This is a genomic window from Winogradskyella vincentii (assembly GCF_020166345.1).
In the GTDB taxonomy this organism is placed as follows: Bacteria; Bacteroidota; Bacteroidia; order Flavobacteriales; family Flavobacteriaceae; genus Winogradskyella; species Winogradskyella vincentii.
In genome coordinates this window covers 586,614-602,903 of sequence record NZ_JAIUJS010000002.1, presented here as the reverse complement: position 1 = coordinate 602,903, position 16,290 = coordinate 586,614, and the positions used below count along the sequence as shown (strand labels likewise).

Sequence of the window (16,290 nt, the reverse complement as noted above, 5' to 3'; positions counted from 1 at the left end):
GCATCGCCTATGGTCTCCACCCTCACGTAGATCGGCTGGGGGTTCACCGTGTTGGGGAAGGGACTCGCCAAGGCACCGACGCCGCCATCGGCATCAGTAAAGCTCAAATGGTAGGTCACATCGAAAGCACCAGGGTCCTGGGCGCCCAAAATACCAAGCGTCTGGGAATCCAGGTTGAAAAGCTCTGTGCCGTCGTTCAAGCCGTCGTCGCACATCTCCATGTCAGCTACGGGATTGATCACTGGCTGGCCAAAAGTAGAAATACTAAATGAGACAACATCAAAACAAGCTTGAGAGTTGTCTGCAACTCTTGCCCAAATTAATTGAGGATTAGAAATATTGGTATAATTAATTGGCAAAGCATCAACATTGTCAATTGCATTTTGTTCAGTTAGGTGATAGGAAACGACAAAATCTAATGGATCAAACGTTCCTAATACATTATTATCATTTTGAGATAAATCAAATTCTGCTGTACCAGAAGAGCTACATTCAAATAAATCAATTGCTGGACTTGCTGTTGGACTAGGAATAAATTCAACTAAAATTGAATCTGATGCTTGACATACACCAGAAAACACTATATCTACTGAATATGTACCGGGTTCAGTAACGGAAATCATTGAACCAGTTTCTCCCATAATTTCTACTCCTTCATAATACCATGTATGTGTTGCACCCGTGAGGCTAGTATCTAACTCAACTGATGAGCCGCCACAACGTGCAGTACCAGAAGCAATTGTAATATCCTCTCCAAGGTCACCACCTAAATCAAAACTTCCAGCCTTTAAAAATACCCCTGAATCTAATATAGTATCTGACCCACCATTACCATCATCTCCAATTACCAATTTAATAGTATACGTCTCCCCAGGATTCACTGCAGATTGCGCTGTAAATACGGAGGTCCTACCGTCAAAAGCTATAGGAGGTCCACCTGCGGGTGTATATTCACCAAAATATTGTGGATTTTGAGCAGGACAAGAGCCATTATCTAAGTGAATATTGGTTACCAAAATTGGTGTATTGGTTCCTGGGAGAACTGCTAAATTGGTTGTAATTCCCATTGAATCTGTCAACAAGAAAGCGAAAGCATCAGAGAAATTACATTCAAAACTTCCCATATCGTATTCTTCTGACGCCATTAAAAACTCAAAACTTATATTATCAGCTAATGGGACAAAATCGAATTGAATATATGTAGCGTTGGTAGTATTAGTCCCAGCAATTGCGTCTAAATCAGGATCTCCTGGCCAAGCAGGCGAACCTGCACCAATAGTTCCTCCAATATTTGGCCCTTCTGCTTCACTCGCATTTCCAGAAGTTAGCAACACACCATCCTCAAAAGGGAAATTGATACCATCACTAAAAAAGTACCCTATTCCATTTGGTTCAATTGGGCTAAAATTTATTCCGGTTGACCATGTAATATTTGAAACCGATGCACAAGGGCTATTTACTAATACATCCTCTATTAATTCTTCTGGTGTAAACAAATCTTGATCAACAACAACATTAGGACCAAGAACAAAAACAGTTATGGTTTCTGTACCCGTACAACCTTGTGGATTATCATCTGTGGCCGTGAATGTAACTGTATAGGTTCCTGCTACTGGAAATAAATGAGAAACATCAGTACCTATAGCCGTATTTCCATCACCAAAATCCCAATCGTAAGTAGCATTTGAACCATCAACTGAAAAAGTTGCACTCCCAGAAAAATCAACTGTATCACCAGGTAAAATACTAATTACACCTGTTCCGTTTGGTGCTGGAGTTGTCGTATCAATTGAAGCAACAATATCCTGACATGCTGTTGCACATAAAATATTTGCTTCCCAACCATCGATTGTTCCATCACTTGGATGTGATATAAATTCCAATGTTAAACAACCTGATGTGTTAGAATCTGATGCACTAACAGTAAATGGGCCTACTGCACCTTGAAATGAACCCAACAAGTTAGCTGTTGTATCCGTGCCATCATAAATATTTAAAAAATCAGGATTAAGACCTAACTGGGTTACAAAAGACAAAAAATCTAATATGATGAACTCACCGGCGTTCTGAGGACAAATTGTTGTTACAATATTTTCTCCATTACTATAATTTGCAAATTCACCTCCAGAATCAAAAAACTTATCCGGAGCACATCTATTAAATGTGCCATTTTGCATTAATACATCTTGGGCATTAGCATAAAATGAAGTTATAAGGGCAAATACAAAGATTAATTTTCTCATTGATTAGCTATTAGTCCTAAATCAATTACAATCCAACTGAATTTAGGACACAATAAAAAGATCATTCCTGTTTCAACAATTTCTTTTCATTAGATTTTTTCATTGGACACGAAATTTAATCAAATTATATGAATTGACTTAAGAAATTAGATAGAAAACATAATGTTTAGGATTAACGTTTGATGCGTTTATTTCATATTTTTGCAAATAAAAAAGATGCCTAAAACAAATATTTCTATACATACTACCTCAAATGATTCTATTTTGAAGTTTGAGGCTGATAGATTTTTGACTAATCATAACAGTTTTGAATTTAGCAATATTGATGAAGCCAAGGACTCTCCACTAGCTCAACAATTATTCTATTTACCCTTTGTAAAAAAGGTTTATATAGCTTCAAATTTTGTGGCAATTGAGCGCTTTAACATTGTTGATTGGAAGGATGTTCAAGATGAAGTAGCAAAACAACTAGAAGATTATTTATCGAATGACGGGATTGTTGTTACTGAAGATGCAATAAAACCAAAAGCAGCAGTTACTGTTTATGCTGAAAGTACTCCAAACCCAAGTGTTTTAAAATTTGTTTGCAACAAAGTATTAGTTGCTAACCTTTACGAGTTTTCATCAATAGAAGATGCAAAACCATCTCCTTTTGCAACTGAATTGTTTCAATTTCCCTTTGTGAAAAATGTTTTTATTGATAAAAATTATGTGTCAATTACAAAATTTGACATCGTAGAATGGGAGGAAATTACTTTGCAATTAAGAGAGTTTATTAAAGGCTATGTTGAAAATGGCAAAACCATTTTGAACGATAATGCTCCGCAACAACTTAATAAAACCGAAGAGGCGATAGAACAAAAATTTGAAGCTCTAGATGACACATCTAAAAACATAGTAAATATTTTAGAGGAATATGTTAAACCTGCGGTTGCAAGCGATGGTGGAAATATTGAGTTTAAGTCTTATGATGAAACTACAAAGAAGGTACAGGTATTATTACAAGGTGCTTGCAGTGGTTGTCCATCTTCTACATTTACATTAAAAAACGGTATTGAAAATATGCTCAAAGAAATGTTGAATGATACTGAAATCACTGTGGATGCCATAAACAATTAAAAGGTGACCAGTTTAAATTAAACGTGTCTTAAAATAAGTAACAAAAAATAACTTAAATTATATTATTATGGCAGTATTAAAAGTAATTGAAGTACTATCTAACTCAGATAAAAGCTGGGAGGATGCTACTAAGAAAGCTGTAAAAGAAGCAGCGAAGACAGTAAAAAACATTCGCTCAGTTTATGTACAAGATCAAAGTGCAATTGTAAAAGGGGATGACGTCACTGAATTTAGAGTGAATCTAAAGCTCACCTTTGAAGTAAAATAATTTGAATTAAAGACTCGGTGAAAATCGGGTCTTTTTTAAAGAATAAGATTAATAAGTATGGATACACAAAAATGGATTGACAAAGGTTACGAATTGATTATTGATTTCGGACCAAAAGTAATTGGAGCTATTGTAATTTGGATTATTGGTAGCTGGATTATTAAACTGATTTTGAAAGGTCTAAAAAAAGCAATGAACAAAGCCAATTATGATGAAAGCTTAAAGAAGTTTCTTGTCAACTTAACTAATTGGATCTTAAAAATTATATTATTCATTGTTGTACTAGGTACAATGGGTATTGAAACGACTTCATTTGCCGCTGTTATCGCGGCCGCAGGTTTGGCAATTGGATTAGCTCTTCAAGGATCACTAGGAAACTTTGCTGGTGGTGTTTTGATAATGATATTTAAACCCTTTAAAATCGGAGATTTAATTGAAGCCCAAGGAGAATTGGGAGTTGTAAAAGAAATAGAAATTTTCACAACTAAATTAAATACACCAACAAATAAAGAGGTAATAATTCCAAATGGTGCTTTGTCTAATGGAAATATTGTGAATTATAGCACTGAAGGTATTCTTCGTGTTGATTTGACCTTTGGCGTAAGCTATGATGCTGATATAAAACAGACTAAAGAGGTTTTAATGCAAGTACTTACTTCTAACTCAAAAGTATTAAAAGACCCTGCTCCTACAGTAAATGTTTCGGAATTAGCAGATAGCTCAGTAAACTTTGCTGTAAGACCTTGGTGTAATGTTGCTGATTATTGGGATGTATATTTTGAAACACATGAAAATGTGAAGATTGAATTAGATAAGGCTGGAATTGAAATTCCATATCCACATCAAGTTGAGATACATAAACAAGGTTAAGCCTTTTTTATAGCAACAAAATCCTTTAAGTAATAAGGTTCAAAATAAGCGACATCTTCGGTGTCGCTTTTTTTATATTTGATTTCAGATAAAACTGACATCTGGTTAGCAGATGGTAATTTGTTATCTATAAAAATTGCATTAGGGTGATTAATTATAGACTTTGTTTTTTCGACACCACTACCTATAAAATAAACCGGTTCTTCATTTAGATAATCGTCAAAACTATTTTCGTCTATTACTTGGGCTTCTATTTCTCTAACTTGGTTTAAGTCATAACTAAAAACTGAGGAATAAACTTCCATTCTGCGGGCGTCTAGCATAGGTATAATAAATCCCTTTTCTACTTTAACTTGGCAAGCAAGACTTTTTAAGGTATCAACGGAAATCAATGGTTTATTTAAGGCATAACAAATGCCTTTAGCAGAAGATACTCCTATACGTAATCCAGTATAAGAACCTGGCCCCTTACTAACTGCAACGGCATCAATATTTGATGGTTCTAAATTTGCCGTTTTAAAGACTTCATCAATAAAAACATGTAAAGTTTCAGCGTGAGAATAACTAAGACTATTGTCTTCCTTTAAAACTAAAGTCTCTCCATCTTTCGATAGAGAGACTGAACAATTAGTTGTTGCTGTTTCTATATTAAGCAATAATGCCATTAGAAAAAATATTTCTACTATTCTGAACTTGTATCAGATGATTCTGGTTTCTTATTCTTTTCTTCAATAAGATCGCCAGGTTTTAACGTTTTTGAAACCATATTATATGGCCCTGTTATAATCTTATCATTTTCTTCTAATCCCGAAACAATTTCTATTGAGGTATCATCTTGAATACCAGTTTCTACTACTCTTAATTTTGCCTTTCCACCATCATTTACAAAAACGCATTCAAATTTTTGTTCTTCTACTGGTTCATCGTCTCCTTCCGCATTGTTTTTTGAATACGGCTTCTTAGTTGAACTGGTATCTGTTTTAATTACAATTGCACTAATAGGAACCGCAATTGCATCTTTACGAGTCTTTGTTATAATATCCACTGTTGCAGTCATACCAGGCCTAAATGGAGAATAACTTTCTGGTTTACCTTCCGTAAGATCTTGATATGATTCTTCTAATATTCTCACTTTTACCTTAAAGTTAGTTACTTGATCGGCAGCCAGATTACCAGCTGCAGAATTTGCGATCTCTGTAACTATCCCTTTAAACTCTTTCTTTAAATAAGCATCTACTTCAACAATCGTAGAATCTCCAATATTTACTTTAACAATATCATTTTCATTTACATCAACCTCAACTTCCATATTCTGTAAATTGGCTACCCTAAGAATCTCAGTACCCGCCATTTGCTGCGTACCTACTACTCGTTCACCTTCTTCAACGCTTAGCAGAGAAATTGTACCACTCATTGGAGCAAAAATGGTTGTTCTATTTAAATTATCCTTAGCCTCATTAACAGTTGCTGCAGCACTTTGAACACTATAATAAGCCGAACTTTTACCAGCAACAGCAGTTTCATAACTAGCTATAGATCTGTCCCAATCTGCTTTAGAAATTACACCCTTATTGAATAAGGCTTTGTTTCTATCATAATCTGCTTTTGCCTGTTTTAAAGTAGCTTCTGCCTGCTCTAGATTTGCCCTTACATTTTGATATGTAGCTTGCGATCTATTTACTGCTGACTGAATTAAATCTGGATTAACTCTGACTAACAAGTCACCTTTTTTAACTTCTTGGCCTTCTTTAAATGGTAATTCTAGTATCTCACCAGAAACTTCTGATGATATATTAACTTCAACTTCTGGTTGAATTTTACCAGTTGCAGATACAGTTTCAATAATGTCTTTTAATGCAACCTCCTTAACTGTAACTTCCTTAAAGTTTCCTTGTTTGCCAAACCATCCCATCTTAGACCCTGCAATAAGCAGAATTAACATAAGAACAACAATTCCTAAAATAATTTTTACTGTTTTACTCATAATCAAAACTTTAATTCAGTTGCTGGAATTCCAAAATATAATTCGAGAACTTTCAATTTAAATATGTAATCGTATTTAGCTCTATTTAATTCTATACTAGCATTGTCGTATCTCAGTTTAGATTGACTAAAGTCAAATGCATTAGTTAAACCAACATCATAGCGTTCCTTAGCGTAAGAATATGCAAGTTCTTGCGATTCTAAAGCTAACTGTGCAGCTTCATATGATTTTAATGATCCTTTAGCATCTACATATGCCTGGTATACAGTAGATTCTAAATCTAGTTCAGCTTGTTCTAATTGGAACTTTGCACGCTCTAGACTTACTCTACTTCTTTGAACACTACCTTTAATATTAAAGCCATTTAATATAGGAATATTTAGTTGTAACCCATAACCAATACCATCATTAAGATATAATTGATCTAAAAGTGGATCTGCTGGAACTTCAACTAGTGATGTGTTAGGAAACTCAGCTACAACTGACTGACCTGTCGCCTCTACAGTACCTATTTGAGTAGTAATTGTAGGGTTATTAGGATCAACTTCCTGTGAGAAATTTGGAGTATTGGCGTATCTTGTGTTATAACCAAAAAACGCACTTAATGTAGGATAATTAGAACCTTTTGAAATCTGTAAATCCTTTTGCGCAAGCTCCACGTTTTGCTCTGCAATTTTAATTTCAGACCTGTTTTCCTTTGCTGATGCAATAATGTCAGCAACATCTCTTGAAGATACACCGTCGTCTACAATATTGTATCCTTCATCTTCTATATCAAAATCTTCATAGTCTTTAATCAATAATAATTGAGCTAGGCTAATTAAAGATATTTGAACATTGTTTTGCGCATTTATTATTGATTGCTGTTCACTTGCATCTGTAGCTTTAATTTCAAGTAGGTCACCACGTGGTAATGAACCAGCTTCAACTAATTCTTCAGTTCTTTGAATCTGTTCCTTGGTAACTTCATTTTGTGAAATCAAGACTTTTAAATTCGCCTTGTTAAGAATAACTTGAAGATATCCGTTAGCAACAAATAATGAAATATCATCTTTCATTTTGTCTAAACGATATTGACTTGCTAACTTGGATATATCTGCTCTTTGTAATTGTCTAAAATTTCTTAAACCATCAAACAAAGTATAGCTCATATTTATACTCCCGGAAGCAGATAAAAATGTTGTAGTCCGTGCATTATTGGTTACTGGATCAAAACTTAAACCTGTGTTCTCAGAAACTCCACCACCTGCATTGATACCTGGAACAAAATTACCTTTAGCGGTTAGTTTTTCTATATCCGCAAGCTCAACATCTAATTCACTTTGCTTAACAGAAATGTTATTCTCTAGAGCGTATTCTACACACTCCTTAAGAGTCCATTTTTTATTTTGTGCTTGAGCAATTAGACCAAATAGTAAAACTGCTATGATGATTGATTTTTTCATGATGTCTATATGTCTAGATAAATCTTGTTGTGTTACAAAAAAAATTGAATTAATTACGTCCTTAGAATTGAGGTGGTCCTTGAAGTTGATTCCAAACCTTTATTTCATCAGATTCTGATATGCCTTCTTTTACTTCAACGTATATACCATTACTTAAGCCTAACTCTACATCTCGTCTTTCAAATTTCTGATCGCCAACGGCTATTTCTACGTAAGGTTTTTTGGTTTTCACATCATATTGCACTAAAGCTTCCTTTATTGCCAAAACATCTTCTGTCTTATCTAATATAATTGATGCATTAGCACTTAAACCTGCTCTAATAAATGTAGAGTCAATTTTTTGTAATGATCCTTTTATTTCAAATTGAATTGCTCCATTCTCCTCAACTCCCTTGGGTGCAATATAATCTAAAACTGCATCAAATTTCTCATTTTCTATTGCCCCTACAGTAATTTCTAAAGGTAATCCTTCTTTAATTTTACCAACTTCGCTCTCATCTACCTTACCTTCAAAAATCATCTTTTTCACATCTGCCAAGGATGCAATTGAAGTTCCTTCGTTAAAATTATTTGCTTCAATCACCTGATTACCTGCCTTAACCGGAACATCTAACACCATACCAGAAACTGTTGCTCTAACTTGTGTTTGTGCTATATTGCCAAGGCCTGAAGTTGTACCTGTTTTAATGATATCATAGTTTTGACGTGCTTGTTGTACATTAATTCTTGCTTGTTCAACACTTTGTTTAGCTTGTAAGTAACTATTATTTACTTGATCGAATTCATTAGCAGCAATTACACCTTTGTCAAATAATTCTTTCTGGCGATCGTAAATTGCTTTCTGGGTCTTAAAATTAATCTCAGCTGTTTCTAATGATGTTCTATTTGAAGCAATAGTATTTTTGGCGCTTGTTAGAGAAGATACATTTGGGATTACTCTAATTTTTGCAATTAGGTCACCTTGATTTACATATTCTCCTGCTTCAATATAAACCTCTTCGATTACACCAGAGATGTTTGGTTTGATTAGTACCTCTTCCTTAGGTACAATACTGCCAGTAGCTACCGTCTTCACCACAATAGTTTCCTTTGAAGCTTTTTCTGTATTATATGTAATAGGGTCTTCCTGGTTTTTAGACCATAAGTAATATAACGCACCACCGAAGGTTATTACTATTAAAATTAAAACTATTACAGTTGTTGTTCTTTTCATTTTTGATTAATTCTTTCTATCTGATTTAACGTTTTATTCTATTCTCAATGCATCTACTGGCTTCATTTTAGTGGCTCTAATCGCAGGGATTAACCCAGCTAACAAACCAGATGCAACTAGTATAATGAGTGCCGTAAATACAACTTGCATACTAACACTAGGATTTGCAAAATTTTCTACAGGACCTACACTATCTAATAAGGTGTTCATACCCCAAATAACTAATGCAGCAAATGAAATACCTGTCATTCCAGAAACAATAGTTAAAATAAGACTCTCCTGTAAAATTTGCCCCTGAATTGCAATTGGAGTAGCACCCAAAGCTCTTCTAACACCAATTTCCTTTGTACGTTCCTTGACTACAATTAACATAATATTGTTTATCCCAATTATACCAGACATGAGTACCAATGCGCCAACAAAGTAACCCACAAAGGCTAATATTTTAAACAATCCACTTATTCTACCAAACTCTTCAGATAAATCAAAATGACCAATTGCTCTGACGTCTTCTGGATGTATAGTATGTCTATTTTTTAACAGTGCAAAAATACGTTCCTTAACCGACGTGATTGATATTTTGTCGTCAGCTGTAATTGCCATCCAACCAACAATATCACCATAATTAAAAGCTTGGTTAAAGGTTGTGAAAGGTATAAATATAGTATTAGCCTCTTCTTCTGTATCACCTTGACTATTTGTAATTTTAAATGTGCCGACCACCATAAAGTTGACACCATTTATTTTAATATAGGAACCAATAATATCTTCATTCTTATCATATAACCCAGCAACAACATCTGGTCCGATCACGCAAATTTTTCGTTTTTCATTTATATCTGAGTAATTCAAAAACCTACCTTGAAGGATGTCCATAGGTTTTTGTTTTATAAACTCTGGGTAATCACCATAAATTTGAAATGCTCCTGTTTTTGTTCCTCTTATTACATTGTTAGCACCTTGGTAACCTCCTAGTTGATTTCTCGGAGAAACATATTTTAATTCTGGTACTTCGGCTTTGATAGCCGCAACGTCGTCTATTTTATAATTAAACCTTCTAGATTTAGGTAACCCTTTATATGCCTTTGAAGTACCTTGAGTCCACATAAACATTGAGTTTGTGGCAAAATTTCCAAAATCTGCAGTAACTCCATTCCTTAAACCATTGGTGAGTGCCAACAATAAGACAAGAATCATTATACCCCAAAACACACCAAATGCGGTAAGTAAAGTTCTTACCTTATTGGCGTTTAGCGCTTCTAATATTTCAATCCAACGATCTTTCTTAAACATATTATTCGTCTCTTAACGCAACAATTGGTTTTATTTTGGCAGCTCGGTATGCTGGTATAAAACCAGCCAACGCACCTGCAGCTACTAATATAAATACGGTAGTTAAAGCAGTTTTAAAATCTACTTGCGGGAATTTAATAAATGGACTATCTACATGTGGACCAACAATTTCAAGCAATCCGAGTCCTAAAATGAGTCCAAATAAGCCAGCGAACATAGTAACAAAAATTGCCTCTTGAAGAATCATAGCTATAATTGAAACAGGAATAGCACCCAAGGCTTTCCTTATACCAATTTCTTTAGTTCTCTCCTTAACTATGATAATCATAATATTACCAACACCAACAACTCCTGCTATAATTGTCCCAATACCAATAAACCAGAATACCGCTTTTATTGTATCTATTAATGAATAAATTTTCTTTGCCTCTTCTAAAGTATTATATACTCTAATGGCTGCAGTATCTTCGGGAGCTACAATGTGCTTTTGTTTTAGGTCATTCTCAATTGCTAAAGTGAGATTCTTAGAGAGCTCAACAGCTTCTTTAAAATTTTCAGACATTTTAACTGTAAAAGCCATGTCTCTTATATTATCACCTCCGTTAAATGCGTTTTGCACCGTAGTTAAAGGCAAAAAGACATTACTCTCTTCCCTTTCACCACCTGGGTCCGTGTAAACTCCAACAACCTTAAAATTAATTCCCCAAATTGCTATATCCTTGTCAATTGGGTCTTTACCTTTAAATAGGTCGGTCTTAACTTTGTTTCCAATAACCGCTACTTTCTTTCCTTCATTTATATCTGAAAGATTCAGAAATCGTCCCTGGACCAGAGAAGCGTTTTCAATAAACTGTTCGTCTGGTAAAACACCTCTAACTCTATAATTCCCGGATTCGTTTTTGTAGGTTATTTGTCCGCCCCAAATACTGTAACTTGCTGAACGATATTCTAAGTTATCATCGTATGTTGCATTAACTGAAGTGAAATCTTCGTCTTTTAATTGAATATATCTACCTGGATTTAACCCTTTGTATCCTTTTGTCGTTCGCCTAGTTCTGACGCTTACTTTATTGGTAGCATCCTGTTGAAATTCGGAAGTGACACCATTTTCAATTCCCGAACTAAACCCCAATAATATTACTAAAATAAAAATACCTGAAGCAACAGAAAGACCTGTTAAAAATGTTCTTAACTTATTTTTTCTTAATGTTTCAAATATTTCTTGCCAACGCTCTATATTAAACATATTGATTGGCTCTTACTTGTTCTACTATACTATCGTTAATTATAACACCATCCTTTAGATTAACTATTCGCTTTGTCATATGTGCGATATCATCTTCATGGGTTACTATGAGAATTGTTTTTCCTTCATCATTAATTTCTTGGATTAATTCAAGTACTCCATATGAGGTTTTTGTATCCAAGGCACCTGTAGGCTCGTCTGCTAACAAAACTTTTGGTTCACTAGCCAATGCCCTAGCAATTGCCACCCTTTGCTTTTGGCCTCCAGAAAGTTCACTTGGTAAGTGATGCGACCATTCTTTTAAACCTACTTTCTCTAGGTAATGTTCTGCCTTTGCAATACGCTCCTTGCGTGGAATACCCTTATAATATAGTGGCAGAGCGACATTTTCAGTTGCAGATTTATAATTGATTAAATTAAAAGACTGAAAAATAAAACCTAAAAATTCATTACGGTAACGCGCTGCAGTTTTTTCGTTAAGGTTCTTAATAGGAACACCATCTAATATATATTCTCCTTCATCTGCTTCATCGAGCATTCCTAAAATATTAAGTAATGTGGATTTACCTGAACCCGAAGAACCCATTATTGAGACTAATTCTCCTTCTTTAACATTAAAATTAATTCCTTTGAGTACATGTAGCGAATTGCTTCCCATGTGGTAAGACTTATGTAAATCCTTAATTTGAATCATAATTGAGACTTAAATCTTGTGCAATGTTATGAAAATCAGCTAGGTTTTTATGCCAACGAATTGTTAAGACTTCCCTTTGGTTTCGTATTACTAAGACTCTTAAATAGGATATTTGTTACAGTACCTCTGAAGTATTTTTTGTTTTTGAGGATTTATTAAATTTTTTATATAAAATAAAGCCAAATACAGCAACTAAAATATAGGGTATAGCCATTAAAAAGATTATACCATCATTAATACCTTCAGCTGCGGCCTGATCGTCTCCACTTTCTAATACTGCTCTGCACATTGCACATTGAGGCCAAATTTGAATAGACCAAAAAACTGTAAAAAATATAAATGCTAGTTTGCGTTTCATTTTTTATGAATAATACGGAGATATCATTATGTAAACAATAACACCTGTTACTGCTACATAAAGCCACAACGGAAAGGTGATTTTTGCAATTTTTTTATGCCTCTCTATATTGTTTGTAATTGCTCTTACATACGTAATAAGCACAAATGGTATAACCACAATAGATAACAAAATGTGACTAATTAAAACAAAAAAATAGATGTACCTTATAAATCCTTCACCACCAAATTTTGTTGAATCACTTGTCATATGATATGCAACATACATTACTAAAAAAGCAACCGAGCACCATATTGCTGTGGTCATTAGATTCTCGTGGAGTACTAAGTTTTTATTTTTTATCGCTATAAATGCAATTATTAATAGTACTGCTGTTAGGCCATTAATAGTAGCATAGATTGGTGGTAAAAAAGTTAATGGTTCTACATCAAAACCTAGTTCTCTTAAATTAATCCCAAACAATGCTGCTACAGCCACCGGAATTACAATTGACAGTACAACAATCCATTTGTTATACTTTTTTTCTTTCTCAAAATCTATTTTGTTAATACTCATTCTTTCAACAGTTTAGCTATATCTTCTTTTAGTATCGTAATTTCTTGGGGAATACCGTCTTCATCTTCACCCTGTTCTTCAGGAATTAAACCGTTATAGAAAATTAATGGGTTTCCAAAATTATCTCTTCTTGATCTTATAAAACCCTCTTTATCTATAAGTGCAAAATTCCCAGAATGCTCAAATCCTCCTTCTACGGTATCATCCTTTGCGGTATAAAGATTAAACCCTTCATTAGCTAACTTATATATACCTTCTTCATCTCCTGTCATTAAATGCCAATTGGGATTTGTTATTCCATAACGCTGAGCATATGCCTTTAAAACTTCTGGAGTATCAATATCTGGTGTAATCGAGAAGGAAGCCACACCAAAATTCTCAAAGTCGTCAAATTCATTCTGAATTTCTACCAGATTTCTATTCATTATTGGGCATATTGTCGGACAAGTCGTAAAGAAAAACTCCACAACATACACTTTACCTAAATAGTCATTGTTGGAAATAATTTTACCATCTTGATTAGTAAAACTAAATTCTGGCACCTTTTTGGGTTTACCATTTATTTCTAAATATGCTAAATCGCTTTTTAACATTTTACTAGAATCAACATTAGTTACGTTCTTACTTCGACTCTCCTCTCTCGTAATGTCGTTGTTATTGATTCTATCGATAATTTTTGGAACGAAAATAATCCCAAAAACTAAAATTATAAATGCGATGCCGACGTATGAATAGTTATTCTTTTTACTCATCGATTTTTTTTAAATCATTAGCCCTTCTTGAATCAGAATCTTGAAACTTGCCTTTACGCTTTTGACGATATTCAGTGAATAAAATGCGCATATCCTCACTCATTTTATTTTTTATCACAGCTACTTCTATACAATCATATGCATAAAGTTGGGTAATGGGTTTATTTGCTTCTATCTCTTTCCTTTTTCTATCATCCAAACGACCCCTTTGATTTCGGTCTTTGTCTATTATAAAAACCTTATCAGTAGAAAAATTATCATCCAATTCTTCGGTAGTTTTGAGACTCCTGTATATTTCTTTAATGTTTGATTCTGGTAAATATATATAATGCCAAAACTTTAGGTCTTCATACTTGGCAATTTCCTTATTAAGCTTATTATATTCATCTTCTGATCCCTCTAATCCAAGAACTACAATTTGGAACTTTTTAAAGCCCTTAAATTTATCATACACCAATTCCTTTAAGTTAGAAGCTGCCGTTGCCTTATCGATTGGTTTGTTACCAAAAAAAGCTAAAACAGTTATATGATCTTGAAGCTTTATTTCTTCTGATAACGAAATATCACTAATATCATTATGGACAATTTCTAAGGGTTCATAGTTGTGCGTAGAAGGATACAACATCAATAAAAACGCTACTGGCAAAAAGAATAAAATGGTTAATACTGCATAGCGTTTAATCTTCTCATTTTTCATAATGCAAAAATAAAAAAGGTGGTTCAATAAAACCACCTTTTTAATATCATTTAACGAAATGTTATTCCTTAAAAATCACGCTTTATAAGGGCATCATCCGTATTGTAAACTTCAAATACATAACCACCTTCTTGAAGTAAAATGAAAATTAAGTAACAAATAAGAAAAACTGCAGTCCATACTACCATTTTTCTTAAACTTCCTTTTTCATCTCTCATATGCATAAAGTCCCACGTAATATAGTAAGCCTTAACGATTGTTAGAATAATGAATATTAAATTCAATGGCTTCATGTAAATAAAAGGTGATAATATAATATTACCTAAAGTAGCAAAGAAACCACCTTCAAACGGAGATATCCATGTATCCATTAGGAAATCTGGTTTATAGATACCCAAAATCACCTCTACTGCTGTTACAATAGTTAGGAAAACTAATACTCCCCAAATTTTTTGCGTGTTGGACTTAAATTTTAAAAGTCCTCTAAATATTTCTAGTTTATGCTCGTGCGCCATGACGTTTTATAATCTTAATATTTTAAACTAAGTAGAAGAATGTAAATACGAATACCCAAACTAAATCGACAAAGTGCCAATATAGACCAACTTTCTCTACCATCTCATAACTTCCTCTTCTCTCATAAGTTCCCAATATCACATTAAAGAAAATAATGATATTAATAACTACTCCTGAAAATACGTGGAATCCGTGGAAGCCGGTAATAAAGAAAAAGAAATCAGCAAACAGCGATGTTCCATATTCATTTACTTTAAGGTTAGCTCCTTTTACAACCAATTGTCCATTTTCCTTTATCTGTTTTAAAGATTCTGCCCTAGACAAAACAGTCTTCTCTCCTTCTTCATTAATTATTTGATTTCTAACTAATATATTTTCATTTGCTGCTAAACCATTATAGATTTCACTAACAGTATATGGAGGTAAGGATTCTTCCGTAACAAACCATAAACCATTTTTACGTTCGTGCTCTGCTCTAGCACTTTCTTCTGCTATAGCAAACTCATCAATAGAAATACGTTTAAACTTTTCTTTACCATCTACACTTACATATTCTCCAAACTGCAAGATGTTACCACCTTTTGTTTGTACCGCACCATAATCTCCAGAAATAAATGTTGCCCATTCCCAAGCTTGTGAACCAACGAAAATAGCTCCACCGATTATAGTCAAGAACATGTATAAGGTAACTTTAGCCTTATTCATATGATGCCCTGCGTCCACAGCTAATACCATTGTAACAGACGACATAATAAGAATAAACGTCATAAAAGCTACATAAATCATAGGTAACTCTTGACCATGTAAAAACGGTACGTGGGTAAACACCTCATCAGCAATTGGCCACTCTTTTATAAACTTGAATCTCGAAAAACCATAGGCTGCCAAGAAACCTGAGAAAGTCAATGCATCGGAAACAATAAAGAACCACATCATCAACTTACCATAACTTGCTCCTAAAGGCTTATTTCCGCCTCCCCAAGTTTTTCCTTCTGTACCAGTACTTGCTACTGTAGAATCCATAGAAATTATTTAAA

General features: G+C 33.9%; 17 protein-coding genes. 3 read left to right on the top strand and 14 right to left on the bottom strand.

Annotation, left to right across the window (positions count from 1 at the left end; genetic code table 11):
• A partial coding sequence (locus LBV24_RS05840) for a choice-of-anchor L domain-containing protein (RefSeq protein ID WP_224477648.1) occupies positions 1 to 2,243 on the bottom strand: 2,243 nt, incomplete at its 3' end.
• 216 nt (positions 2,244 to 2,459) lie between these two features.
• Between LBV24_RS05840 and LBV24_RS05835 the strand changes: the two genes are divergently transcribed.
• The 3 genes from LBV24_RS05835 (at position 2,460) to LBV24_RS05825 (ending at position 4,500) form a co-directional block, all read left to right on the top strand.
• Positions 2,460 to 3,362, top strand: a complete 903-nt coding sequence (locus tag LBV24_RS05835; protein ID WP_224477647.1) for a NifU family protein — start codon at positions 2,460 to 2,462, stop codon at positions 3,360 to 3,362.
• Between the two features lie 67 nt (positions 3,363 to 3,429).
• Entirely contained in the window at positions 3,430 to 3,630 is a 201-nt protein-coding gene (locus tag LBV24_RS05830; protein ID WP_224477646.1) for a dodecin family protein, read from the top strand.
• 57 nt (positions 3,631 to 3,687) lie between these two features.
• A complete protein-coding gene (locus tag LBV24_RS05825; RefSeq protein WP_224477645.1) occupies positions 3,688 to 4,500 on the top strand; it encodes a mechanosensitive ion channel family protein in 813 nt (270 codons plus the stop codon).
• Here the strand turns inward: LBV24_RS05825 and tsaB are convergent.
• The 13 genes from tsaB to LBV24_RS05760 all read right to left on the bottom strand — a co-directional run bounded on the left by tsaB (position 4,497) and on the right by LBV24_RS05760 (position 16,276).
• Positions 4,497 to 5,165 (bottom strand): tRNA (adenosine(37)-N6)-threonylcarbamoyltransferase complex dimerization subunit type 1 TsaB, encoded by a 669-nt coding sequence (gene tsaB / locus LBV24_RS05820; protein WP_224477644.1) that lies wholly within the window; start codon positions 5,163 to 5,165, stop codon positions 4,497 to 4,499. The two genes, LBV24_RS05825 and tsaB, sit on opposite strands and share 4 nt — an antisense overlap.
• Positions 5,166 to 5,182: 17 nt before the next feature.
• A complete protein-coding gene (locus tag LBV24_RS05815) occupies positions 5,183 to 6,484 on the bottom strand; it encodes an efflux RND transporter periplasmic adaptor subunit (RefSeq protein WP_224477643.1) in 1,302 nt (433 codons plus the stop codon).
• A gap of 2 nt (positions 6,485 to 6,486) precedes the next feature.
• Complete coding sequence (locus tag LBV24_RS05810) at positions 6,487 to 7,929, bottom strand: TolC family protein (RefSeq protein WP_224477642.1); 1,443 nt, start codon at positions 7,927 to 7,929, stop codon at positions 6,487 to 6,489.
• Between the two features lie 61 nt (positions 7,930 to 7,990).
• Entirely contained in the window at positions 7,991 to 9,142 is a 1,152-nt protein-coding gene (locus tag LBV24_RS05805) for an efflux RND transporter periplasmic adaptor subunit (protein WP_224477641.1), read from the bottom strand.
• A gap of 33 nt (positions 9,143 to 9,175) precedes the next feature.
• Positions 9,176 to 10,435, bottom strand: coding sequence for an ABC transporter permease (locus tag LBV24_RS05800; protein WP_224477640.1), 1,260 nt, complete (start codon positions 10,433 to 10,435; stop codon positions 9,176 to 9,178).
• 1 nt (position 10,436) lies between these two features.
• Positions 10,437 to 11,681: an ABC transporter permease gene (locus tag LBV24_RS05795; RefSeq protein WP_224477639.1), complete on the bottom strand. Its 1,245-nt coding sequence runs from the start codon at positions 11,679 to 11,681 to the stop codon at positions 10,437 to 10,439.
• Positions 11,674 to 12,375: an ABC transporter ATP-binding protein gene (locus LBV24_RS05790; protein ID WP_224477638.1), complete on the bottom strand. Its 702-nt coding sequence runs from the start codon at positions 12,373 to 12,375 to the stop codon at positions 11,674 to 11,676. The genes LBV24_RS05795 and LBV24_RS05790 overlap by 8 nt, the downstream gene beginning before the upstream one ends.
• A gap of 115 nt (positions 12,376 to 12,490) precedes the next feature.
• Positions 12,491 to 12,733 (bottom strand): hypothetical protein, encoded by a 243-nt coding sequence (locus LBV24_RS05785; protein ID WP_224477637.1) that lies wholly within the window; start codon positions 12,731 to 12,733, stop codon positions 12,491 to 12,493.
• Between the two features lie 3 nt (positions 12,734 to 12,736).
• Complete coding sequence (locus LBV24_RS05780) at positions 12,737 to 13,288, bottom strand: DUF420 domain-containing protein (RefSeq protein ID WP_224477636.1); 552 nt, start codon at positions 13,286 to 13,288, stop codon at positions 12,737 to 12,739.
• A complete protein-coding gene (locus LBV24_RS05775) occupies positions 13,285 to 14,040 on the bottom strand; it encodes an SCO family protein (RefSeq protein WP_224477635.1) in 756 nt (251 codons plus the stop codon). The genes LBV24_RS05780 and LBV24_RS05775 overlap by 4 nt, the downstream gene beginning before the upstream one ends.
• Entirely contained in the window at positions 14,033 to 14,737 is a 705-nt protein-coding gene (locus LBV24_RS05770) for a hypothetical protein (RefSeq protein ID WP_224477634.1), read from the bottom strand. The genes LBV24_RS05775 and LBV24_RS05770 overlap by 8 nt, the downstream gene beginning before the upstream one ends.
• A gap of 68 nt (positions 14,738 to 14,805) precedes the next feature.
• Entirely contained in the window at positions 14,806 to 15,252 is a 447-nt protein-coding gene (locus tag LBV24_RS05765) for a cytochrome C oxidase subunit IV family protein (RefSeq protein WP_224477633.1), read from the bottom strand.
• A gap of 22 nt (positions 15,253 to 15,274) precedes the next feature.
• Positions 15,275 to 16,276 carry a cytochrome c oxidase subunit 3 gene (locus tag LBV24_RS05760; RefSeq protein WP_224477632.1) on the bottom strand — a complete coding sequence of 334 codons (1,002 nt, stop codon included), beginning with the start codon at positions 16,274 to 16,276 and terminating at the stop codon, positions 15,275 to 15,277.
• Between the last annotated feature and the right edge of the window lie 14 nt (positions 16,277 to 16,290).

Coding starts and splice junctions, on each gene's coding strand:
- LBV24_RS05795 (WP_224477639.1), bottom strand. CDS start 11,681: ATGTTTAATATAGAGCGTTGGCAAGAAATATTTGAAACATTAAGAAAA.
- LBV24_RS05835 (WP_224477647.1), top strand. CDS start 2,460: ATGCCTAAAACAAATATTTCTATACATACTACCTCAAATGATTCTATT.
- LBV24_RS05800 (WP_224477640.1), bottom strand. CDS start 10,435: ATGTTTAAGAAAGATCGTTGGATTGAAATATTAGAAGCGCTAAACGCC.
- LBV24_RS05765 (WP_224477633.1), bottom strand. CDS start 15,252: ATGGCGCACGAGCATAAACTAGAAATATTTAGAGGACTTTTAAAATTT.
- LBV24_RS05815 (WP_224477643.1), bottom strand. CDS start 6,484: ATGAGTAAAACAGTAAAAATTATTTTAGGAATTGTTGTTCTTATGTTA.
- LBV24_RS05770 (WP_224477634.1), bottom strand. CDS start 14,737: ATGAAAAATGAGAAGATTAAACGCTATGCAGTATTAACCATTTTATTC.
- LBV24_RS05790 (WP_224477638.1), bottom strand. CDS start 12,375: ATGATTCAAATTAAGGATTTACATAAGTCTTACCACATGGGAAGCAAT.
- LBV24_RS05785 (WP_224477637.1), bottom strand. CDS start 12,733: ATGAAACGCAAACTAGCATTTATATTTTTTACAGTTTTTTGGTCTATT.
- LBV24_RS05760 (WP_224477632.1), bottom strand. CDS start 16,276: ATGGATTCTACAGTAGCAAGTACTGGTACAGAAGGAAAAACTTGGGGA.
- tsaB (WP_224477644.1), bottom strand. CDS start 5,165: ATGGCATTATTGCTTAATATAGAAACAGCAACAACTAATTGTTCAGTC.
- LBV24_RS05780 (WP_224477636.1), bottom strand. CDS start 13,288: ATGAGTATTAACAAAATAGATTTTGAGAAAGAAAAAAAGTATAACAAA.
- LBV24_RS05830 (WP_224477646.1), top strand. CDS start 3,430: ATGGCAGTATTAAAAGTAATTGAAGTACTATCTAACTCAGATAAAAGC.
- LBV24_RS05810 (WP_224477642.1), bottom strand. CDS start 7,929: ATGAAAAAATCAATCATCATAGCAGTTTTACTATTTGGTCTAATTGCT.
- LBV24_RS05805 (WP_224477641.1), bottom strand. CDS start 9,142: ATGAAAAGAACAACAACTGTAATAGTTTTAATTTTAATAGTAATAACC.
- LBV24_RS05825 (WP_224477645.1), top strand. CDS start 3,688: ATGGATACACAAAAATGGATTGACAAAGGTTACGAATTGATTATTGAT.
- LBV24_RS05775 (WP_224477635.1), bottom strand. CDS start 14,040: ATGAGTAAAAAGAATAACTATTCATACGTCGGCATCGCATTTATAATT.